The sequence below is a fragment of the Paraburkholderia sp. FW306-02-B genome, from assembly GCF_058782725.1.
Window position 1 is genome coordinate 376397 of record NZ_JBYSXZ010000001.1, and the last position, 21337, is coordinate 397733.

General features: G+C 63.7%; 24 protein-coding genes. 19 read left to right on the forward strand and 5 right to left on the reverse strand.

The annotated features are described in order from the left end of the window. Positions 1-128 precede the first annotated feature (128 nt). The 3 genes from AC3WOG_RS01625 (at position 129) to rfaE2 (ending at position 2968) form a co-directional block, all read left to right on the forward strand. Positions 129-914, forward strand: a complete 786-nt coding sequence (locus AC3WOG_RS01625) for a PhaM family polyhydroxyalkanoate granule multifunctional regulatory protein (protein WP_492576344.1) — start codon at positions 129-131, stop codon at positions 912-914. Between the two features lie 555 nt (positions 915-1469). Next, entirely contained in the window at positions 1470-2342 is an 873-nt protein-coding gene (locus AC3WOG_RS01630) for a ferritin family protein (RefSeq protein WP_492576345.1), read from the forward strand. Between the two features lie 143 nt (positions 2343-2485). Next, positions 2486-2968 (forward strand): D-glycero-beta-D-manno-heptose 1-phosphate adenylyltransferase, encoded by a 483-nt coding sequence (gene rfaE2 / locus AC3WOG_RS01635; RefSeq protein WP_492576346.1) that lies wholly within the window; start codon positions 2486-2488, stop codon positions 2966-2968. A 336-nt stretch (positions 2969-3304) separates the two neighbouring features. Here rfaE2 and AC3WOG_RS01640 read toward each other — a convergent pair whose 3' ends face one another. Genes AC3WOG_RS01640 through AC3WOG_RS01650 form a run of 3 tightly spaced genes read right to left on the reverse strand, consistent with a single transcriptional unit; the run spans position 3305 to position 5315 of the window. Further along, positions 3305-3544 carry a hypothetical protein gene (locus tag AC3WOG_RS01640; protein ID WP_492576347.1) on the reverse strand — a complete coding sequence of 80 codons (240 nt, stop codon included), beginning with the start codon at positions 3542-3544 and terminating at the stop codon, positions 3305-3307. Positions 3545-3594: 50 nt separating this feature from the next. Next, complete coding sequence (locus AC3WOG_RS01645; protein ID WP_492576348.1) at positions 3595-4410, reverse strand: type III pantothenate kinase; 816 nt, start codon at positions 4408-4410, stop codon at positions 3595-3597. Next, positions 4407-5315 carry a biotin--[acetyl-CoA-carboxylase] ligase gene (locus AC3WOG_RS01650; protein ID WP_492576349.1) on the reverse strand — a complete coding sequence of 303 codons (909 nt, stop codon included), beginning with the start codon at positions 5313-5315 and terminating at the stop codon, positions 4407-4409. Before AC3WOG_RS01650 ends, AC3WOG_RS01645 begins: the two co-directional genes overlap by 4 nt. Before the next feature lie 105 nt (positions 5316-5420). Between AC3WOG_RS01650 and AC3WOG_RS01655 the strand changes: the two genes are divergently transcribed. The 10 genes from AC3WOG_RS01655 to AC3WOG_RS01700 all read left to right on the forward strand — a co-directional run bounded on the left by AC3WOG_RS01655 (position 5421) and on the right by AC3WOG_RS01700 (position 14200). Continuing rightward, on the forward strand, positions 5421-6554 hold the full coding sequence (locus AC3WOG_RS01655) for an MlaE family ABC transporter permease (protein ID WP_492576351.1): 1134 nt from the start codon (positions 5421-5423) through the stop codon (positions 6552-6554). Continuing rightward, positions 6551-7429 (forward strand): ABC transporter ATP-binding protein, encoded by an 879-nt coding sequence (locus AC3WOG_RS01660; protein WP_492576352.1) that lies wholly within the window; start codon positions 6551-6553, stop codon positions 7427-7429. Before AC3WOG_RS01655 ends, AC3WOG_RS01660 begins: the two co-directional genes overlap by 4 nt. Before the next feature lie 16 nt (positions 7430-7445). Next, positions 7446-8420, forward strand: a complete 975-nt coding sequence (locus tag AC3WOG_RS01665; protein WP_492576353.1) for an MlaD family protein — start codon at positions 7446-7448, stop codon at positions 8418-8420. A 29-nt stretch (positions 8421-8449) separates the two neighbouring features. After that, positions 8450-9076, forward strand: coding sequence for an ABC-type transport auxiliary lipoprotein family protein (locus AC3WOG_RS01670; protein WP_492576355.1), 627 nt, complete (start codon positions 8450-8452; stop codon positions 9074-9076). A 31-nt stretch (positions 9077-9107) separates the two neighbouring features. After that, a complete protein-coding gene (locus AC3WOG_RS01675) occupies positions 9108-10265 on the forward strand; it encodes a VanZ family protein (protein WP_492576356.1) in 1158 nt (385 codons plus the stop codon). Between the two features lie 196 nt (positions 10266-10461). Then, positions 10462-10785, forward strand: a complete 324-nt coding sequence (locus tag AC3WOG_RS01680; RefSeq protein ID WP_115099488.1) for a (2Fe-2S) ferredoxin domain-containing protein — start codon at positions 10462-10464, stop codon at positions 10783-10785. Between the two features lie 8 nt (positions 10786-10793). Then, positions 10794-11438, forward strand: a complete 645-nt coding sequence (locus tag AC3WOG_RS01685) for an alpha/beta hydrolase (RefSeq protein WP_492576357.1) — start codon at positions 10794-10796, stop codon at positions 11436-11438. A 321-nt stretch (positions 11439-11759) separates the two neighbouring features. Next, a complete protein-coding gene (locus AC3WOG_RS01690; RefSeq protein ID WP_492576358.1) occupies positions 11760-12989 on the forward strand; it encodes a D-alanyl-D-alanine carboxypeptidase family protein in 1230 nt (409 codons plus the stop codon). A 13-nt stretch (positions 12990-13002) separates the two neighbouring features. Continuing rightward, the gene (locus AC3WOG_RS01695; protein ID WP_492576359.1) at positions 13003-13959 is read left to right on the forward strand and encodes a D-amino acid aminotransferase; all 957 of its coding nucleotides are present in this window, start codon (positions 13003-13005) and stop codon (positions 13957-13959) included. Next, complete coding sequence (locus tag AC3WOG_RS01700; protein WP_492576360.1) at positions 13931-14200, forward strand: DUF493 family protein; 270 nt, start codon at positions 13931-13933, stop codon at positions 14198-14200. Before AC3WOG_RS01695 ends, AC3WOG_RS01700 begins: the two co-directional genes overlap by 29 nt. Before the next feature lie 22 nt (positions 14201-14222). Here the strand turns inward: AC3WOG_RS01700 and AC3WOG_RS01705 are convergent, their stop codons facing one another. Beyond that, positions 14223-15191, reverse strand: a complete 969-nt coding sequence (locus tag AC3WOG_RS01705; RefSeq protein WP_492576362.1) for a transcriptional regulator GcvA — start codon at positions 15189-15191, stop codon at positions 14223-14225. 98 nt (positions 15192-15289) lie between these two features. On the opposite strand from AC3WOG_RS01705, the gene AC3WOG_RS01710 reads away from it, so the two are divergent. The 6 genes from AC3WOG_RS01710 to AC3WOG_RS01735 all read left to right on the forward strand — a co-directional run bounded on the left by AC3WOG_RS01710 (position 15290) and on the right by AC3WOG_RS01735 (position 20453). Continuing rightward, the gene (locus tag AC3WOG_RS01710) at positions 15290-15616 is read left to right on the forward strand and encodes a DUF2917 domain-containing protein (protein WP_492576364.1); all 327 of its coding nucleotides are present in this window, start codon (positions 15290-15292) and stop codon (positions 15614-15616) included. Positions 15617-15699: 83 nt separating this feature from the next. Continuing rightward, on the forward strand, positions 15700-16425 hold the full coding sequence (gene lipB, locus AC3WOG_RS01715) for a lipoyl(octanoyl) transferase LipB (RefSeq protein ID WP_492576365.1): 726 nt from the start codon (positions 15700-15702) through the stop codon (positions 16423-16425). Between the two features lie 13 nt (positions 16426-16438). Further along, complete coding sequence (gene lipA, locus AC3WOG_RS01720; RefSeq protein ID WP_492576366.1) at positions 16439-17446, forward strand: lipoyl synthase; 1008 nt, start codon at positions 16439-16441, stop codon at positions 17444-17446. Between the two features lie 279 nt (positions 17447-17725). Continuing rightward, complete coding sequence (gene tauA / locus AC3WOG_RS01725; RefSeq protein ID WP_492576367.1) at positions 17726-18748, forward strand: taurine ABC transporter substrate-binding protein; 1023 nt, start codon at positions 17726-17728, stop codon at positions 18746-18748. A 41-nt stretch (positions 18749-18789) separates the two neighbouring features. After that, entirely contained in the window at positions 18790-19587 is a 798-nt protein-coding gene (locus tag AC3WOG_RS01730) for a taurine ABC transporter ATP-binding protein (RefSeq protein WP_492576368.1), read from the forward strand. Next, a complete protein-coding gene (locus AC3WOG_RS01735; RefSeq protein ID WP_492576369.1) occupies positions 19584-20453 on the forward strand; it encodes an ABC transporter permease subunit in 870 nt (289 codons plus the stop codon). The genes AC3WOG_RS01730 and AC3WOG_RS01735 overlap by 4 nt, the downstream gene beginning before the upstream one ends. Positions 20454-20513: 60 nt before the next feature. Here the strand turns inward: AC3WOG_RS01735 and AC3WOG_RS01740 are convergent, their stop codons facing one another. Then, entirely contained in the window at positions 20514-21197 is a 684-nt protein-coding gene (locus AC3WOG_RS01740; RefSeq protein WP_492576370.1) for a histidinol-phosphatase, read from the reverse strand. Positions 21198-21337: the final 140 nt, after the last annotated feature.

A 21337-nucleotide genomic window follows, 5' to 3' on the forward strand; every position in this document is an offset into this window, starting at 1 on the left:
ACCGGCCAAAACCGGCCGGACAACGGCCCAAACGAAGCGCGGGCGCAGCGCTACGCGCGGTATATGATCGAATCAGACGAGCGCGGGATGGCGCTACTTCCTTCCCTTTTTGCAGCGAGGCGACAAGCATGACCGATACACCTGACTCCACGCCGCCCTTTCCCGGCTTTCCCGGTTTTCCGCCCGCTGAAATGCTCGAGCGCATGTGGGGCATGATGCGTCTTTCGCCGTTCGGCTCGGCCTTCTCTGGCGCGCAGCCTGCCGGCGGCCTCGGGCCGTCGCTGTCGATGATGTCCGACATGATGGCGCCGCTCACCAACGTCGAAGAACTCGACAAGCGCATCACCGATATGCGCGCGGTCGAGCAATGGCTCAAGCTGAATCTGAGCATGCTGCAGTCCGCCATTCAGGCGCTCGAAGTGCAGCGCGCGACGCTCGCTACCCTGCGTGCGTTCGGCGCGTTCGCGCAGGCGTCGATGTCGCAGCCGGCTTCGGCGGCGGCTGCGCCGGACCCGTCGCCGGCGACAGGCTGGCCGCATTCGGAGTCGTCGAGCGCATCGGGTGCGGCGAGCGCAGGGTCGTCGGGAAGCGCCGAATCCGACACCGACACTGCCGATACCGCCGCAACGCCACCCTTCGACACCTCCGCCTGGTGGGATCTGCTGCAATCGCAATTCAACCAGATTGCCCAGTTCGCGGTGACGCAGCCGGGCGCCGCAAGCGCGGGCGCGGCGAGCGGGACCGCCGCGGCGTCGCCGGACGAAGCGGAAGCGAACCAGCAAGCGGCGTCGGCGAAGGCGGGTGGCGAGGCCGAAGCTGCGGCAAAACGTCCCGCGGCGAAACGGGCGCCGTCGTCCGCCAGGCGCGCAAGCAGTTCGACTGCCAGCCCGCGAGCGACAAAAAGGTCTATTTAACAGCAGGAATGAAACGGGCCGGCAGGAGCCATGCACAGGCGGCGCAAACGAACGTGAATTCGCCGCCTGTCACGATTTTGACCATGATCGCCGGTCACACTCTCTTAATTGCCGGTTTTATTGAGACTGGTCAATCTGGCACAGGGATTGCGACGCTAACCGCGCGGGTTCCGTAAAGTCAGCGTGCTATCATTGTGTAAGCTTTATTTGGCTTTTGGGCGTGCGCTGAAAAACAACCAATCCAGCCGCCCTTGCTCCATTCGCCGCCGGCACAACCGGCGTAGGGCTGAACGGTGCGGTTTTCATCGCAAACTGGCTCGACCTCAGGCACAGGGTATCCCTCACCCACGGTTGGCCGCACAGCGCATAACTTATGGTTGTCGCCGCTGTGCAAACGCCCAGGACTTCTTTGCTGCCCGGTGCATCTAGGCGGCCGATTACCGCGTAAAATTGAATGCTTGGCCGACAAACGGTGCGTTTCGTTCGTCGTAAGCAAAAGTGCTACACGTAAGTAGTAACAGACACAGACAGTATGCGCAGAACAGGGGTGGGACTATGAACACCATGCTTTATCCGGAACTTTATAAATCGCTCGAATCCGTTCGATGGGACATGGAGAAAGACATTCCCTGGGACAAGTTCGATGGATCGCTATTGACCGACGAGCAGGCCGCGACGATCAAGATGAACGCGATCACCGAATGGTCGGCGTTGCCCGCCACGGAAATGTTCCTGCGTGACAACCATCACGACAGCGATTTCTCCGCATTCATGAGCGTGTGGTTCTTCGAAGAACAGAAGCACTCGCTGGTGCTGATGGAGTATCTGCGCCGCTTCAAGCCGGAAATGTGCCCGACCGAAGAAGAGCTGCACGCCGTGCGCTTCGAATTCGATCCGGCGCCGCCGCTCGAAACGCTGATGCTGCACTTCTGCGGCGAAATCCGCCTGAATCACTGGTATCGCCGCGCAGCCGAATGGCATACCGAGCCCGTCATTAAGGCCATCTACGAAACCATTTCGCGCGACGAAGCGCGACATGGCGGCGCCTATCTGCGCTACATGAAGAAAGCGATGACGCAAACCGGCGACATCGCGCGTGCTGCGTTCGCGAAGATCGGCGTCTTGATGGCATCGGCGCGCCGCACTGAAAAGCCGCTGCATCCCACTAACCTGCACGTGAATCAAGCGCTGTTCCCGCGCGACACGATTCAATCGCGTCTGCCGGATCCGGAATGGCTGGAGCGCTGGCTCGACGAGCAGATCCGTTTCGACGACGGCTGGGAAAAGAAGGTGGTCGAACGGATTCTGCACAATCTGTCGATTCTGTTCGAACGCACGTTCAATACGGCGCAGGAATTGAACCGCTATCGCAAGGAAGTGGTCGCGAGGTTGCAGGCTGATCAGAAGTCGGCCGAACAGCCGGCTTGACGGTATTCCGGTTCGTTGGCGGTTACGCCGCGGGCTGGTTGGTTTTAAGAACGGCCCGGCAGGCGTGAGCTTGCTGGGCTGTTTTGCTTCATGCCGTTCGGCGTGTATCGTGGCGACACTTCTTTTTTCTTTCTGACTCCGTCATGGCTGCTACTTTCGAACGCAAAATTTTTACGCGCGATGCGCTTGTTGGGCTTCGTACTTCTATGCCAGCGCCGGTTGTTTTTACCAACGGGGTGTTCGATATTCTGCATCGCGGGCATGTGACTTATCTTGCCGATGCTAAGGCTCTCGGCGCTTGTCTTATCGTTGGTGTGAATAGTGATGCTTCTGTTCGCATGCTCGGGAAAGGGGATGATCGGCCTATCAATAACGAGGCCGATCGGATGGTTTTGCTCGCCGCTCTCGAGAGCGTCGATTATGTGGTTTGCTTTGGTGAGCAGACGCCCGTTGAGTTGATTTCGGCGCTGCGGCCGGATGTGCTCGTTAAAGGCGGTGATTACGATATGGATGCTTTGCCGGAGTCGGCGATTGTTCGGGGATGGGGTGGGAAGGCTTTGGCTATTCCCTTCGAGCATGAGCGCTCCACTACTGCGCTTTTGAAGAAGGTTCGGGCACAAGGGTGAGGTTTGGTTTTTGCCTTTGGCGGCGGCATTGGTTGTTTGCCTACGGCGTTGGCCTTTCCTTGCTTTGTTATTGGTTTATTAGCGTTGCCCCTCTGTGCGGGGCGGCACCTACTTTTCTTTGCCTGCCGCAAAGAAAAGTAGGCAAAAGAAAGCGGCTCAAACCGCCAACTCTTAAGCGGGTCCCTCGCGCAATCACGGTAGTGGAGCATCTGGAATCAGTGTCCTCGCACATTCAACGCCGGTGACAAGGCAGTCATCCTTCCGGCGGCGCTGCGCGCGCCGCAGCGGTACTTCCAACACCGTCTGTGGTGCGTCTCCAGCTTTTTCTTTGTATCTTTACTGCAGCAACGCCGACGCCGCAATCGGCGCCGTGGGCGCCGGGCCGCCCACTATCGGCTGGTCGGCGGCTTCGGCTGGCGTCACGGGTTTTATCTTCAACCACTCCGGATGAACCTGGCGGTTCAGGTGGTTCGGCTCGCGTCCGCCGGCTGTAGGCGTCGGGCCGAATACGCCGCGCATCGCGACGAATGCCAGCATGTTGGCAAGAAACAATATGGCTATCAGCCAGCGCAGCATCGTTAATATTCCCCGTCCAGAAGTTGAGCCGCCATTTCTATGGCCGCAGTTCAGGCGTCCCGCACCGTCGCGCTCTCGGCAGCAATCAGCGCAAGCCCAGACAGCACCAGCGAATCGTGGCGAGTATGCGGCACTTTCAGCGCACCTGTCACTTCGTCAGCCGCCCCTCCGCTCACCACCAGCCGCACCGGCACGCGCCACTCGTCCTGCAAGTCGCGCCACATCCGCTCGATCAAACCCGCTTGCGCCAACGTGCAGCCCGCAGACAACGAACGCGGAGTGTCGGTCGCGAAGAACGGGCCGCGACGCTCGCCGGCAGGCGCGTCGCCATCGTTGAGCAGGCCGCGCGCGGCGTTGGCGTCGAGCGTCGGCAGTTGCGCTGTGTGCTCGCCCAATGAACGCATCATCAGCGTCCAGCCCGGCGCAATCAATCCGCCGACAAAGCAGCCGTCCGCACGCAACGCTTCCAGCGTGGTCGCCGTGCCGAAAGTCGCAATCAACAGATGCTCGCCCGGAAATGCCGCATGCGCGCCAATCAGGCCGGCCCAGCGGTCGCTGCCGAGCGCATCTGACGTCGTGTAGCTATTGGTCACGCCGCATTGCTGCGCGCACGCACGGATCGTCGTAAGCGGCAGCTGCGGCCAATGAGCGTCCAGCAACGCGCCGATTCGCGCTGCCACGGTCTCACCCGCGACGTTCGATAACCATGCGCCGCCCGGCGTCGGCAAATTCGACCAGCCGGGTTGATCCGCGCCGCCATGCGCGAGGGCGCCGGCCGCGCTCTGCGTGCCGTCCTGCTGCACCAGTGCCCATTTGATGCGGCTATTGCCGGCGTCGATCAGCAGATAAGGCGCGCCGCTCGTCATGCAGCACCGTCGGCCAGACGCAGCGAGACGTCGCCGGTCGCGATGGTCTGACGGCCGCCCGAAGCCGTGTCGAGCAGCAACTGACCGCGTTCGTCGACGCCAGCTGCCACGCCGCGCGCAAGTTCTTCGCCCTGCTCGAGCAGCACCACTTCGCGGCCCGCGTAAGCATGCACCGCGTTCCAGCGCGGCTGGAACGGTGCGAAGCCTTCAGCGCCGAAGCGCTGCAACGCCGGTTCGAGCGCGTTCAGTTCCGCGGCCAGCGTGTCGGTGAGGTTCGCGTTAGGCAGCGCGCGTTGCAGCGCGGTCGGTACCGTGCCGCGCGCCTGCGGCGGCACGTCGGCGTTCAGCGCGCCGACCTTGGCGGCGAGCTCATCAGCGCCTTTCACGTTGGTGCCGATACCGATCACCACCGCGCTCGCTTCGTTGGTGCTCCACGCGGTTTCGATCAGGATGCCGGCCAGCTTGTCGCCTTCGAGCAGCACGTCGTTGGGCCACTTCAGCGCGATCTGGCCGGGTCCCGCGACCGGCAACGAGCGCAGCCCGTCGACCAGCGCCACGCCAACGGCAAGGCTCAAGCCTGCCAGCCCTTCCAGCGGACGCGGCAGCACGCAAGCCACCGAAAACAGCAGCGCATTGCCCGGCTCGGCGTACCAGGGCCGGCCACGGCGGCCGCGGCCGGCGGTTTGCAGATACGCGACCCGCACGATCGGCCGCGGCAGCGCGCCGGCTTTGCGCGGCAGCGCTTTGGCGCGCGTCATCAGGTCGGCGTTGGTCGAGCCGGTTTCCTCGACGATTTCGATCGGCCAGTCATGCGCTTGCGGGCCGAACAACGCAACGGCACGCTCACGGTCGATGCGCCACTCGTTCGTCGCAGCGGTTTGGGGTGGGGTCTTGGAAACGTTCATGTCCATATTGTAGCGATAGCGAACACTGCGGGCCCGCGAGGACGGTCCATCGCCCGCGCCTTCGCTACAATGGCCCTTAATCCGATAACCAGATTCCAGCGATCCTTGAACTACGACACTCCGCCCGGCCTTGAAGTCGCGGCAGGCAGCCAAGGCAAGATCGTCCGGCTCTCGGGCCAGTGGACGGCGCTCGCGCTCGCGCGCGACCGCTCCACTGGCCACGTGATTCCGCAGTTGCGCTCGCTAATCGGCGCCGAAGGCATCGGCCAGTGGGACCTGTCGCGCGTCGACCGGATGGACCACGTCGGCGGCCAGGCGCTGTGGCGCGTGTGGGGCCACAAGATGCCCGCCGACACCACGCTCACCGCTACGCAACGCGACATCTTCGAACGCATCGCCCTGCTCGATACCGCTCGCGAAAAGGTCGAGCCGGTGGTCAAGTTCGATCCGTTCACGCGCCTCGGTCTGGCGATCTTCTCCTTCTTCGAGCATCTGTACGGCGGCGTCGCGATGTTTGGGCGCGTCGTGCTGGATCTGTTGGCGATCCTGCGCAACCCGAAGATCACGCCGTGGACCGAAATCTCCGCGAACGTTTACAACGCCGGCAGCAAGGCACTGCCGATCACCGCGCTGGTCGCGTTCCTGATCGGCATCGTCCTCAGCTATCTGTCCGCGCAGCAACTGCGGCTTTTTGGCGCGAACCAGTACATCGTCAACATTCTTGGCTTATCGGTGATTCGCGAACTAGGACCGGTGTTGTCGGCAATTCTGGTGGCGGGCCGCTCGGGCTCGGCGATCACCGCGCAGATCGGCGTGATGCGCGTCACCGAAGAACTCGACGCGATGCGCGTGATGGGCATCCCGCACGGACTGCGACTGATCTTGCCGCGGGTGGTCGCGCTCGGCGTGGCGATGCCGCTCCTCGTGATGTGGACCAACATCATCGCGTTGACCGGCGGCGCGCTCGCGGCGAAGATCGTGCTCGGCATCGACATGAACTACTTCGCGCGCGCATTGCCGAGCGTGGTGCCGGTCGCGAACTTGTGGATCGGCCTCGGCAAGGGGGTCGCGTTCGGCATGCTGATCGCGATCGTCGGCTGTCACTTCGGTTTTCGCATCAAAGCCAATTCGCAAAGTCTCGGCGAAGGCACGACGACCTCGGTGGTGACTTCGATCACCATCGTGATTCTCGCGGACGCGGTGTTCGCGATCCTCTTCCAGAACGTGGGGCTCGGATGATCGCGCCACTCACCCAGGCCGTGCGCGGCCAACCGATGCCCGAGATCGCCGAGCCGGTGATCGAGGTCATCGACATCACCAAGCGCTACGGCCGCAATATCGTGCACCAGCATCTGAACTTCGACGTGCGGCGCGGCGAGATCGTGTCGGTTGTCGGCGGCTCGGGCTCGGGCAAGACCACGTTGGTGCGGCAGATTCTCGGGCTCGAAAAGCCGTCGTCCGGCACGATCAAACTGTTCGGCGAAGACCTCGCGACGATTTCTCCCGAAACCGCGCTCCTGATGCGCAGCCGCTCCGGCATGCTGTTTCAGCGCGGCGCGCTGTTCTCGTCGCTATCGGTGTTCGACAACATCGCGCAGCCGTTGCGCGAACTCGGCAAGGTGCCCGAAGACCTGCTGCGCGACATCGTGATGCTCAAGCTCGAGATGGTCGGCCTGCCGTGCAAGCACGCGTCGAAGATGCCGTCGGCGCTGTCGGGCGGGATGATCAAGCGGGTGGGCATTGCGCGCGCGATCGCGCTCGAACCCGAACTGCTGTTCCTCGACGAGCCTACCGCCGGTCTCGATCCGCAGGCGTCCGATGAATTCGTCGAACTGATCGCCGCGCTGCATCGCGCGCTCGGACTGACGGTGGTGATGGTCACGCACGATCTCGACACGATGGTCGCGCTGTCCACCCGTGTGGCCGTGCTGGCCGATCGCAAGGTACTGGTCGCCGCGCCGGTCGAAGAAGCGGCGGGTGTCGATCATCCGTTTATCCGCGAATATTTCCTCGGCCTGCGCGGGCGTCGCGCGCTGCAGGCGCTGCCGCCGGAACGCCGCGCGAAGCTGCCGCGCGCGGCGCTCGAACCGGCATCGTCCGAATTGCCGCTGTGAACCAGGGAACCTGAGAATGGAAAACAAATCACATGCCTTCTGGGCAGGGCTCTTCACAGTGATCTTGCTGGGCGCTATAGCGTTGGCGGCTTTTTTGTTCAACGTCGACCGTTCGGTGCGGGTGCCGTACGATCTGATTGCGCGCACCAACGTGACCGGGCTCTATACCGACGCCGCGGTGCGTTATCGCGGGCTCGACGTCGGCAAGGTGCAGTCGATCAAATTCGATCCGGCGCATCCGGGTCAGATCGTGATTCGCATCCTCGTCGACACGCACGCGCCGATTACCCATTCGACTTTCGGCAGCCTCGGCTTCCAGGGCGTCACGGGCATTGCGTTCATCCAGCTGGATGACAGCGGGCGCGATCCGTCGCCGCTGTCGTCATCGCCCAGGCAGGTGGCGCAATTGCCGATGCACCCGGGCTTGCTCGATCAGTTGCAGCAACGCGGCGACGTGCTGCTGCGCAAACTCGAAAAAGTCACCGACGACGTCGACAATCTGTTGTCGCCGGAAATGGTCCGCCAGTTGCAGGGCACGACGGCCAGCATCCAGAAGGCCGCCGACGGCGTCGCCACGCTGACGCAGCAGATGGCGCCGGCGGCCGGCAAGCTGCCCGCCACGCTCAACCAGCTGGATCGCACGCTGGCGTCGACCAATCAGTTGATCACCAGTCTGAACCGCCCGGACGGGCCGTTCGAGACCAATCTGAACAAGGTCGGCACGGCGGCGCAGCAGGCGGGTGACGCGCTGGTGTCGATGGATAGTTCGATACAGGAGTTGTCGGCGCGCGTCGGTTACGACACGCTGCCGCGCGTCAATTCGCTTGCCGAAGACGTGCGCTCCGCAGCGCGTTCGGTGGACCGCGCGGCTGACACGTTCAGCACCAATCCGCGCAGCGTGCTGTTCGGCGCGCCGCAGGCGGCGCCTGGCCCAGGCGAAGCCGGTTTTGCGTGGCCCGCCGCCCGCGCCGCTGTGCCCGCCGCCAAATGAATTGAAGGTTTTGAAGAAGGAACATGGTTATGTCACGCTCGATTCACCGATTGTTTTCCTCGCGCGCCGCGCTTGCGGTGCTGCTCGCGTTCGGTGTGCTGGCTGCGGGCTGCGCGGGCACGTCCGCTGCGATCGCGGATATCCGCTACGACCTCGGGCCGCCGAACCCGGCTGCTTCGGCAGGCACGCTGCCGCCGGTAAAAGTCCTCGATGTGAGCGCGCCCGACACGCTCGAGTCGGACAAGCTGATCTACCGGCTCAGCTACGCCGATGCGCAGCAGACGGCGTCGTACGCGAATAGCCACTGGACCATGGCGCCATCGCAGTTGCTCACCCAGCGTCTGCGCAGCGCGCTCAGTTCGCGCGGCACCGTGCTAACGGGGGCGGACGGCGTACGCGCGCCGGTGCTGAAAGTCGATTTGAGCGAGTTCGAGCAGGTCTTCGATAGCCAGTCGCAAAGTCACGCCGCGGTCACCGCGCGCGCTACGCTGACCCAAAGCGGCAAGGTGATCGGCCAGCGCACGTTTATTGCGCGCGCGCCGTCCAGTTCGGCCGACGCTGCCGGCGGCGCGCAGGCGCTCGCCACCGCCAGCGACGACCTCGTCGCGCAGATCAGCGCATGGCTCGGCGTGCAGGCGCTGGTCGCCGAGCAATGACGGGCTCGCAGCGCACGCGATGGAGCGCTGCATGAGCATAAAACCGTGGGCGCGCCGTCCGTCGGCGCTTGCCCGGCAGGCGCTGGGGCTGTACGCCGCGCTGATCGTCTACGGTTCGTGGTACCCGTTTTCCGGCTGGCGTTCGCTCGGCCTCGGTCCGTTCGACTATCTGTTCGATCCCATGCCGCAGTATCTGACGGCGTTCGACGTCGTCACCAACGTGCTCGGCTACATGCCGTTCGGCGCGCTGGTGGTGCTCGCGCTCTATCCGCGCTGGCGCGGCACGTTGGCGGTCGCGCTCGCGTTTGTGCTCGGCGGCTTGCTGTCGGGCGTGATGGAAGCCGTGCAGACCTATCTGCCGACGCGCGTCGCCTCCAACCTCGATCTGGCCGCCAATGCGCTCGGCGCGCTGCTCGGCGCGGCGATCGTCTCGCCGGCCACCGGCGCGCTGCTCGATCGCGGCTTGCTGCGCCGCGCGCGGCTGCTGTGGTTCGAGCGCGATAGCGCGGCGCTCGGGTGTCTCGTCGCGTTGTGGCCGTTCGCGACTATGTACCCGGCGCCGCGCCTCTTCGGCCTCGGCAACTGGCCGCGCGCGCTGTGGCTAAGCTTCGATTCGACCACGCAGGATGCGTTGCGCGCATGGACGCCGGCCGGCTGGCACGTCGGCGCGTGGCCGATGATGGCAGCCGCCTGGCTGCCCGACGACGGCTGGGAAGCCGTTATCACGACGCTCAATCTGTTCGCCGCGCTCGCGCTGGCGTCGCTGTCGATCCGCCGCCACGCGCCGCGCGTGCGCCTGTTGATCGCATTTGTCGTGACGACCTTGTGCGTCAAGGCCGGTGCGACGTTTCTGCAATCGCAATCGGGTCTCGCGTTCAATTGGGCGGCACCCGGCGCGCTAGCCGGTCTCGCATGCGGCACGGCCGCGGCGTTGCTCACACTGCGGCTGCGGCGCCGCACGCGCGCGGCGCTCGCGGCCGCTGCGCTGACGATCGCGCTGGTGTTCGTCAATCTGCTGCCGGTGAATCCGTACTTCGATGTCGTGCTGGCCGACTGGCGGCAAGGGCGTTATCTGCACTTCAACGGTCTTGCGCAATGGCTTGCGTGGGTCTGGTCCTATGCGGCGCTGGTGTGGCTGGCGTTTCTGGTCGAGCGTGTGTGGCTCAAGCGGCGCGTGAGCGGTGCTTGAGCCTTAGGCCGTGATGCGATGCGCAGGGAGTGAGCCGTCGCGACCCATACCCCGAACGCGCCATTCAACCGGTGAGCCGCTGAGCGGCCGCCGATGCGCGCCCCCGAGCACCGCTCGCTATAATCGACCGCACAACAGGCGCGCCGCAGCGCGTCCAGCGCCGTTCCCCACTCTTAAAGCCTCGCCTCCGGACACCATGGACTCCTTCTACAAGTACCACGTCTTCTTCTGCCTCAATCAGCGCGAACCCGGCGCGGAGCGCCCGAGCTGCGCGAACTGCAACGCGCAGGCGATGCAGGAGCATGCAAAAAAACGCGTGAAGCAACTCGGCCTCGCCGGCCCCGGCCAGGTGCGGATCAACAAGGCCGGCTGTCTGGATCGCTGCGAGCTCGGTCCGACGGTCGTCGTTTATCCGGAAGGCGTCTGGTACACGTATGTCGACGAGAGCGACATCGACGAAATCGTCGATTCGCATCTTGCGAACGGCAAGATTGTCGAGCGTCTGAAGATCGATCAATAAGCCGAACCATGAACGTACATACGAAGAAATATCTGATCGACGGCCCGGTCGGCAAAATCGAGGTTGCGCTGGACCTGCCCGACGCAACCCGCGAGAACAGCGCCGCGCCGCGCGGCATCGCGCTGGTCGCGCACCCGCATCCGCTGTTCGGCGGCACGATGGACAACAAGGTCGCGCAAACGCTGGCGCGCACGCTTGTGCAGTTGAATTACGTGACCTATCGCGCGAATTTTCGCGGCGTGGGCGAAACCCAAGGCGAGCATGACAACGGCATCGGCGAGCGCGATGATCTGCGCGCGGTGCTCGACCATATGCGTGCTGAAGCGGGGCAGGGCGATCTGCCCCTTGTACTCGCGGGCTTCTCGTTCGGCACCTTCGTGTTGTCGCATGTGGCTGCGAAGCTGCGCGAAGAAGGTCAGGAGATCGAGCGGATGGTGTTTGTCGGCACCGCGGCGAGCCGCTGGGAAGTCGCGCCCGTGCCGGAAAACACGCTGGTGATTCACGGCGAAACCGACGAGACGGTTCCCATTCAATCGGTCTACGACTGGGCGCGGCCGCAGGAATTGCCGGTTGTCGTGATTCCGGGAGCGGAGCATTTTCTGCATCGCAAGCTGCATATTCTGAAGCGGATCATCGTCGACGCGTGGCGATGAGCGGTGCGCGGCGCGTGTTTTCCGGGGTACAGGTACGCGCAAACGGAAATTAATCGCCGCCCATTGGGCAAAGTTACCAGGATAGCGCGCGTATAATGAGCGCTCTTTTTTGGGCGCAGCACAGCCCACCCGGCGGTTCGCGCGACGCGTAGCACCATGCGCGCGCAGCGGTGCCGGATGCGGTCGTGCTGCGCGAACCGATCGCGTGGCCGGAGGTCCAACGGGCGCCGCGCCGTGTTTTACACGGCCAGGCGCTCGCCGACCGGCTCTTCCAAACTATGCGCCCTGCGCGCGATGCATTTTTCTGCACGAATCGACCCTATGCGTTTTTCCACCTCCGGCCGCACGTTATTCCCCTCAGTTGCTTCCTTCGTTCCCCATACGCTTAGCCGTGCCGTGACCCTCGGCATCGTGTTGCCGGCAACACTCGTTGCCAGCACGGCGTTCGCGCAAGTGCCGTCGCCGGCGGTGAACGCGCGTTCGTGGGTGCTCGTCGACGCGACCAGCAATCAGGTGCTCGCGTCCGGCAATGCCGACGAGCGCGTCGAACCGGCATCGCTGACCAAGCTGATGACCGCGTACCTCGTCTTCGAAGCACTGCAGACGAAGAAGATCACGATGGAACAGACGGTGATGCCGAGCGAAGGGGTACGCCGCGTGCGCACGGACGAATCGCGCATGTTCATCGAGGCGAACAAGCCGGTGACCGTGCACGATCTGGTCTACGGCATGATCGTCCAGTCGGGTAACGACGCGGCGATCGCACTGGCGGAACTGGTCGGCGGCAGCGAGGCGCAGTTCGTCAGCATGATGAACACCGAAGCCCAGCGTCTCGGCATGAAGAACACGCATTTCGCCGATGTGAACGGCATGCCCGACCCGCAGCATTACACGACCGCGGGCGACCTCGCGATCCTGTCGGCGCGTCTGATTCGTGATTTCCCCGACTACTACAACATCTTCTCGGTCAAGGAATTCACGTACAACAAGATCAAGCAGCCGAACCGCAATCGTCTGCTGTGGATCGATCCGTCGGTGGACGGTCTGAAGACCGGCCACACGCAAGCCGCCGGTTACTGCCTGATCGCGAGCGCCAAGCGTCCGCTGCCGGGCGCGAACGACGCGTCGCGCCGTCTCGTCTCGGTGATGATGGGCGAGGTCAAGGAACACGACCGCGTGCAGGACAGCCTGAAGATGCTGAACTACGGCTACACCGCGTATGACACGGTGCGTCTGTACAAGGCGGCACAGGTGGTCGGCACGCCGCGTGTCTACAAGGGCGCGCAGGACACCGTGCAGATCGGCGTGAAGGGCGATCAGTACATCACCGTGCCGAAGGGCATGGGCGACAAGGTGAAGCCGCAGGTCGAGCAGATCGATCCGCTGATCGCACCGATCGCCAACGGTCAGCAGGTCGGCACCGTGAAGCTGGTCGCCGACGGCAAGGTGCTGGCGCAATTCCCGGTGGTCGCGTTGCAAGCCGTGCAGCAAGCCGGCGTGGTGGGCCGCGTGTGGGATTCGCTGATGCTGATGTTCAACAAGAAGAAGTAAGAGCCTGACACCGATGACCGCTGTTTCCGATGTTCCGCACGACCCGATTGTCTATCTGAACGGCGAGCTGGTGCCGGTGTCCGAAGCGCGCGTGCCGGTTCTCGACCGCGGCTTTATCTTCGGCGACGGCATTTACGAAGTCGCGCCGCTGTATGCGCACGCCGGCGGCCGCACGCCGTTTCGCTTCGCGCAGCATCTGGCGCGTCTCGCGCGTTCGCTCGACAAGATCGGCATCGTCAATCCGTTCGACGACGCCGGCTGGCGCGCGTTGATCGAGCGTGTAGTCGCGGCCAACGAGGCGGATGCCGGCTTGCGCGCCGATCAGGACGCGATCGCTTACGTTCAGGTGACACGCGGGGTCGCGAAACGCGGTCATGCGTTTCCGGTCGGCATCCAGCCGACCGTATTCGTGATGATCAGCCCGCTGACTTTGCCGGGCGCCGCGCAGCGCGCACAAGGCGTGCGTTGTGTGAGCGCCGAAGACCGTCGCTGGCTGAATTGCGACATCAAATCGGTGTCGCTGCTCGGCAATGTGCTGATGGCGCAGTACGCGGCTGAAAATGGCGCGTTCGAAACGATCCAGTTTCGCGACGGCATGCTGACTGAAGGTTCGTCGTCGAATATCTGGATGGTGAAGGATGGCGTGTTGTCCGCGCCGCCGCGCAGCCACAAGATTCTCGAAGGTATTCGCTACGGCTTGATCGAGGAATTGACGAGCGAATGCGGCATCCGCTTCGAGGCGCGGGAGATCGCCGAAGCCGAACTGCGCGCGGCCGATGAGATTCTGGTCAGCTCAGCCACCAAGGAAGTGCTGCCGGTCACGCAACTCGATGGCCAGCCGGTTGGCGACGGCAAGCCGGGCGCGGTGTATGCGGCGCTATACGCCGCCTATCAGCGTGCCAAGGCGAAGGAAGCGCAAGAGGCGCAGCAAGGAGTAGAGAATGAGTCCCGAGAACGAGTCACTGTTTGAGTTTCCCTGCGAGTTCCCGATCAAGATCATGGGCAAATCGCATCCCGAGTTCGCCGAAACGATTGTCTCGGTGGTTCGGCAGTTCGATAACGAAGTCGACGGCACGCGGGTCGAAACGCGGCCGTCCAGCGGCGGCAATTACACCGGTTTGACGGTAACGGTGCGCGCAACGAGCCGCGCGCATCTCGACGACATCTATCGCGCCCTCACCGGGCATCCGATGGTGAAAGTGGTGCTTTGAGGTCGGACGATTTTGATTGCACTCAAGGCGTGGCGCGCAATGCGTCCGCCGTACGATCGGCGCTTGCCGCGGGTCCCGCCGCGCAAGCCCGGTCGAAAAGCTGTTTGAACCGTCCCACTTCGTCGAATACCCAGTCGTGGAATGCTTTGACCCGCGCGGTTTCGAGCATTTGCGGCGGGCAGATGAAGTAGTACTGCCACGGGCTTGGACCGTCCACGTCGAATAGCCGCACGAGGCGGCCCGCCGCGATCTCGTGCATTGCCAGCGAGCGGCGCGTGAGCGCGACCCCTTGGCCGTCGATGGCCGCCTGCAGCAAATTCGACGAGTCCTGATACAGCACCCCGCGCTTCGGCTCCGGCCAGTCGGTGAGGCCGGCAGCGTCGAACCAGGGGCGCCAGAGTTCGTCGTCGGAACGCAGCAGCGGGACTTTGGCCAGATCGGCGGGAGTTTGCGGCAGCTTGCCGCCGTTGAAATTCGGCGCGCAGGCCGGAAAGAAGATCTCCTCCAGCAGTAACTCCGCGTGCAACCCCGAATATTTGCCAAAGCCGAAGCGGATCGCCACGTCGACGTCGTCGCGCGCGAAGTCCGTTAGCGCGTTGGTGGACAGCAGTTCGAGGTCCCACTGCGGATGCGCCTCGATAAAGCTGCCGATCCGCGGCGTCACCCAGCGCGCCGCGAACGACGACAGCATCGACACGACCAGGCGCCGCTCGCGGTCGCCGGCGCGGATTTCGCGGGTGGCGTCGGCGAGCGCCATCAGCGCGGTGCGGACGTGCGTCGCATAGCGCCGGCCGGTCTCGGTGAGCCGCACGCGTTTGCCGTCGCGGGCGAACAGCGCGACACCCAGCTCCGCCTCCAGCGCCCGGATCTGGTGGCTGACGGCGCCGTGCGTGACGAACAGTTCGTCGGCCGCGCGCGAGAAGCTCTCGTGACGGGCGGCGGCTTCGAAAGCCTTGATGGCGTTCAGTGGGGGCAATTGCCGGAGGTCCATCGCAATATTTCTCACATAGAGGTGAAAATAGATCGTTTTGCGTAAACCCTTGCTACGCCTACGATTGTAGCCATGAAACGAATTTTGGCGAGGGCATCATGCGAGAAATTTCCTCTAGCATCGCGTTTGAAATCCGCACCGGCGAAACTATTCCGATGAAAGTGGCCCGTAGCACCAAGCTGGTCGTGCACGGCGGCGCCGTATGGGTAACACGCAGCGACGATACCGAAGACTACTGGCTGCAGCCCGGCCACACACTGCGGCTGCGGCGCGGCGAGCGCCTGTGGCTGAGCGCCGAGGGCAACACGCAGGCGAGGGTGGCGTTTTCGGTACCGACGCGTTGCGACGAGCGTGCGCTGAACTGGTTCGCGCGGGTCGGCGAACGGCTGGCGGCGCGGATGCGCGGCGGCTGGCGCACAGTTTGAGCACAGGCGGCGCCACGGTGGCGGGCACGGCGCCGTGAGCGCTTCCGGCGGGGATGGCCGGATTTCGGTAAACTGGCGCCATCATGTGTGCCACCCCGGTTTCCCCGTCTCCACTGCCCGCCACGGCGCCGCTCACGCTGCGCTGGCGGGGCAGCGAACCTTATGAAGCCAGTTTCGACGCGATGCGCGCGTTCACCGACGAGCGCACCGCCGACACCCCCGACGAAATCTGGCTGGTCGAACACCCCCCCGTCTTCACGCTCGGCCAGGCCGGCGATCCGGCGCATCTGCTGGCCGCCGACAGCGGCATTCCGCTTGTCAAAGTCGATCGCGGCGGGCAGATCACGTATCACGGGCCCGGCCAGGTGGTTGCCTATCTGCTGCTCGATCTGCGCCGCCGCAAGCTGATGGTGCGCGAGATGGTCTCGCGGATCGAGCAGGCCGTGATCGACACCCTTGCGGCGTATAATCTCGCCGGAGAACGCAAGGCGGGCGCCCCTGGCATCTATGTGGCGCCCGGGCCGGACGCCCGGCTGCACGCTGGCGCCAAGATCGCCGCGCTGGGTCTGAAAATCCGCAACGGCTGCAGCTATCACGGCGTCAGCCTGAATGTGAAGATGGATCTGCGGCCGTTTCTGGCTATCAATCCATGCGGCTACGCGGGGCTCGAAACAGTCGATATGGCGACGCTGGGCGTCGCTGCCGGCTGGGACGAAGTGGCCCGAACCTTTGCTGCATGCCTCACCGCAAACCTCGACGGCAGTCCTGCGGCCGTCGCCCAACCGCAGGCCGGTGCTCTCACCGCCTGACTGGACCGAAAGAATGACTGACGTTACCGCGAACCTCGCAGCCTCTCCCGCTCCTGATACCGTGCCGGCTGCTGCCACGGCTTACGACGCTACCGCCAAGCAGAAAGCGCAAGCGAAGACCGCCCGCATTCCGATCAAGATCGTCCCGATCGAAAAGCTGAAGAAACCGGACTGGATCCGCGTCAAAGCGGCCACCGGCAATTCGCGCTTCTACGAGATCAAGCAGATTTTGCGCGAGCACAACCTGCACACGGTGTGCGAGGAAGCGAGCTGCCCGAACATCGGCGAATGCTTCGGCAAGGGCACCGCGACCTTCATGATCATGGGCGACAAGTGCACGCGCCGCTGCCCGTTCTGCGACGTCGGCCACGGCCGCCCCGATCCGCTCGATGTGGACGAGCCGGGCAACCTCGCTCGCACCATCGCAGCGTTGAAGCTGAAGTATGTGGTGATCACGAGCGTGGACCGTGACGATCTGCGCGACGGCGGCGCGGCTCACTTCGTGGAATGTATTCGTCAGACCCGTGAACTGTCGCCTGAGACGCGCATCGAAATTCTGACGCCGGATTTCCGCGGCCGCCTGGATCGCGCGATCGGCATTCTGAACGCCGCACCGCCTGACGTAATGAATCACAACCTCGAAACGGTGCCGCGTCTGTACAAGGAAGCGCGTCCGGGTTCGGATTACGCGCATTCGCTGAAGCTGCTGAAGGACTTCAAGGCGCTTCATCCGAACGTTGCAACGAAGTCCGGCTTGATGGTCGGCCTTGGCGAAATCGAAGAAGAAATTTTGCAGGTGATGCGCGATCTGCGCGAGCACGACGTGGATATGCTGACGATCGGCCAATATCTGCAACCGTCGGAGCATCATCTGCCGGTGCGCTCCTATGTGCATCCTGACACGTTCAAGATGTACGAAGAAGAAGCGTACAAGATGGGCTTCACGCACGCCGCCGTTGGCGCGATGGTTCGCTCGAGCTACCACGCTGATTTGCAGGCGCATGGAGCTGGGGTGGTCTGAACGGATTGGCTAGCTGGTAGTTTGAAAATGCAAAGCCCGCACTTGTTGCGGGTTTTGTTTTTTTAGGGCGAGGTGCCGCGTTGGGGCGGTGGAGTTGCACCCCGATCATCCGCTAGAGCCAATCCGCTGCACGCAGCAACAGTCGCACCTACCCAACTCAACGCGAAAAGCAATGCTCGAACAGCGTGATTAGCAAACGCGGATTAATTAGAACCGGGCGCGGACAAACTCCCTATAGTCGAAAGCCTCCCAGACAACACACACTAAAGGGGCTTCTCGATGAATCGCTTCCTCCGCCCGCTCGCCGCATTCACTGCGCTGCTCGCACTGTCCGCGCCGTTTGCCGGCACCGCACATGCCGATACCAAAGAAGTCGTGATCGCGTATCAGGACATGGTCGTGCCCTGGCGCTATGCGCAGGCTACCGGCGAAGTCGAGAAAGCCACTGGCTATAAGGTCACCTATCGCAAGCTCGGCAGCGGCGCCGACGTGATCCGCGCCCTGGCCTCCGGTTCGGTGCAACTCGGCGAGGCTGGGTCGAGCCCGATCGCGGCAGGGCTGTCGCAAGGCGTCGATATTTCGCTGTTCTGGATTCTCGACAACATCAACGACGCGGAAGCGCTGGTTGCGCGCGACGGTTCCAACGTGACGAGCGTCGCAGGTCTGAAGGGCAAAAAGATCGGCGTGCCGTTCGTGTCGACCTCGCACTTTCATACGCTGGTCGCGCTGCGGAATGCCGGCGTGAATCCGTCCGACGTGAAGATCGTCAACCTGCGCCCGCCTGAAGTCGCGGCCGCGTGGGAGCGCGGCGACATCGACGCGACCTACATCTGGGACCCGGTGCTGGCGAAGGTGAAGAAGACCGGCAAGGTACTGATCACGTCGGGGCAGGTTGCACAGCAAACCGGCAAGGCGACCTTCGATGGCTTCGTCGTCGACCGTAAGTTCGCCAGTCAGAACGCAGAGTTTGTCGCGCGTTTCGTGAAGGTGCTGGCCGCGACCGATGCGAACTATCGCGATCACGCGTCGGCATGGACCGCGACTTCGCCGCAGGTCGAAGCCGTTGCGAAGGAGTCCGGCGCCACCGCGCAGGAGGTGCCGGCGAGCCTCGCGTTGTACGCGTTCCCGACGCCGGCGCAGCAGGCTTCGAATACATGGCTGGGTGGCGGCGCGCAATCTGGCGCGGCGAAATCGCTGGCTGCCACCGCTGCGTTTCTGAAGACGCAGGGCACGATTCAGAACGTGCTGGCCGACTACTCGACCGGTGTCGATCCACAGTTCGTGCAGCGCGCGGCACATTGATCGCTTCGCAAGGTCTTCCACCAGCATCATGAGGTTCGGCGATGAGCGGTCTTGAGATCCGGCGATTGCAGGTTGCTTACGAAGGTGTGCGCGGTGCGGCGCCGCACCGCGCGCTCGCCGATGTCGATCTGCGCATCGAACCGGGCGAGTTCGTCGTCGCGCTGGGTGCATCGGGATGCGGCAAGACGACCTTGCTGAACTGCATCGCAGGCTTTATTCAGCCGACCGGGGGCGAAGTGCGGCTGAACGGCGAACCGGTGCGCGGGCCGGACGCGGATCGCGGCGTCGTATTTCAGAAGTACGCGTTGATGCCGTGGCTCGACGTGCTCGAAAACGTGGCGCTCGGATTGCGCTTTCAGCGCGTGCCGAAGGCGGAGCGCGAGCGCATTGCACGGCGGATGCTGGCGCTTGTCGGGCTCGAACAGCACGCGCGCTCGCGGGTCTACGCGCTGTCCGGCGGTATGCAGCAGCGCGTCGGCATTGCACGCGCGCTGGCGAGCGATCCACAAGTCCTGTTGATGGATGAGCCGATGGGCGCACTCGACGCAATGACGCGCGAGTCGATGCAGGAGCTCGTGCTGGACGTCTGGGGGCGCACGCGTAAGACGGTGTTTTTCATTACGCACAGCGTCGAAGAGGCGCTGTTTCTGGCGACTCGTCTCGTCGTGATGACGCCGGGCCCAGGACGCATCGCCGACAGCTTCGACCTGCCGTTCGCGCAACGTTTTCTCGAGACACGCGATGCCCGCGCGGTGAAGTCGTCGCCGGATTTCATCGAATGGCGGGAGCGGCTGGTGCGACGCCTGCATGAACGGAATCAGGAAGAGGTGGCGTCATGACGGCTTCGCGTGAATCATTAGGCAATCTGCCGCTGGCCCAGGCGGACGAGCCGCCACGGAAAAAGGCGCGGCCGGTAAGCGGCTGGCGCTTGCCGGGCGAAGGCCCAACCGCGGCATTGAGCGCAGTCTCGGTGACCACGCTCGCGGCGCTGTGGTGGCTCGCCACGCATCTGCACTGGCTGCCGCCGTTGTTTCTGCCGACGCCGGAGGCCGTTTGGGCCGCGTTTCTGGACGCGTGGCACGGACGTATTCAAGGCGGCTTGCCGCTCGCCCAGCACCTCGCATGGAGCGCGCTGCGCGTGTTCGGCGCGTTCGCACTGGCTGCGCTCACCGCAGTGCCGATCGGCATCCTGATGGGCGTGAGCCGGGTCGCGCGCGGCTTGCTCGATCCGCCGCTGGAGTTCTACCGGCCGCTGCCGCCGCTCGCGTATCTGCCGCTGGTGGTGATCTGGTTCGGGATCGACGAGACGGCGAAGATCGTCGTGATCTATCTCGCCTGCTTCGCGCCGATCGCGATGGCCGCGCGTGCCGGTGTACGCAGTGCGACCATCGAGCAGATTCATGCGGCGTATTCTCTCGGTGGCCGCTTCGCGCAGATCGTGCGCTACGTGGTCTTGCCGGCGGCGTTGCCGGAGATTCTGACCGGCCTGCGTATCGCGATCGGCTTCGGCTGGACCACCCTGGTCGCTGCCGAGATGGTCGCCGCTACCGCGGGACTCGGTCAGATGGTGCTCAACGCATCGAGCTTTCTGCGTACCGATGTGGTGGTGATGGGCATCGTGCTGATCGGACTGATCGCGTGGCTGTTCGATCTCGGCATGCGGGCGCTGGAGCGGCGGCTGGTGCCGTGGAAAGGACGGGTTTAACCGTAGCGTGGCCTAAGCGCGGCCCACGGCACGCGCTCAGGCAAATCACCTTAGGGAGACTCAGGCAAACAGGTCTATCACCGGCCAGCCCCGTTCCGTGGCGATGGCGCGCAAGCGCGGGTCGGGATTGGTCGCGACCGGATGCGTGACACATTCCATTAAGGGTATGTCGTTGATCGAGTCGCTATAGAAGTAACTTTGCGGAAAATCCTGCAAGCGATGGCCGAGCGAGGCCAGCCAATTCTCGGTGCGCGTGATCTTGCCTTCGCGAAAAGTGGGCACGCCGACTGCGGTCCCCGTATAGCGCGCCAGAGGATCGTCGCCTTCAGTGCCGAGTTCGATCCCGAGCAGATGTTCGAAGCCGAGCGCCCGGCCGATCGGCGTCGTGATGAAGACGTTGGTGGCGGTGACGATACAGCACAAGTCGCCTGCTTCGACATGACGTTGCACCAACTCGCGCGCTGCCGGCAGGATTGCCGGCGTAATCACATCCTGCATGAACTGGGCATGCCACGCGTCGAGCTGTTCGCGCGAATGGCGGGCGAGTGGCGCTAACGTGTAGTTCAGATAGGCAGTCATATCGAGCGTGCCAGCCACATACTGCCGGTAGTAGCTGTCGATTTCCCCAGCGTGCCGCGCAGCGCCTTCTATACCCAATCCAGCGATGAAATGCGCCCACGCCTGATCGCTGTCGAGCGGCAGCAGCGTGTGGTCCAAATCGAACAGCGCAAGGTTGCGGCTCATTGAAATTCCTCGGCATCAAGTGATAGAGCGGACTGCTGGGCTAACGATTCCGCTAGGGCACAGCAGTCCACAGCTTTGCGCGAGCGTATATTTAAAAGCACAAAATTACAATAAGGCAAAAATGTGCAACACTACGGTCA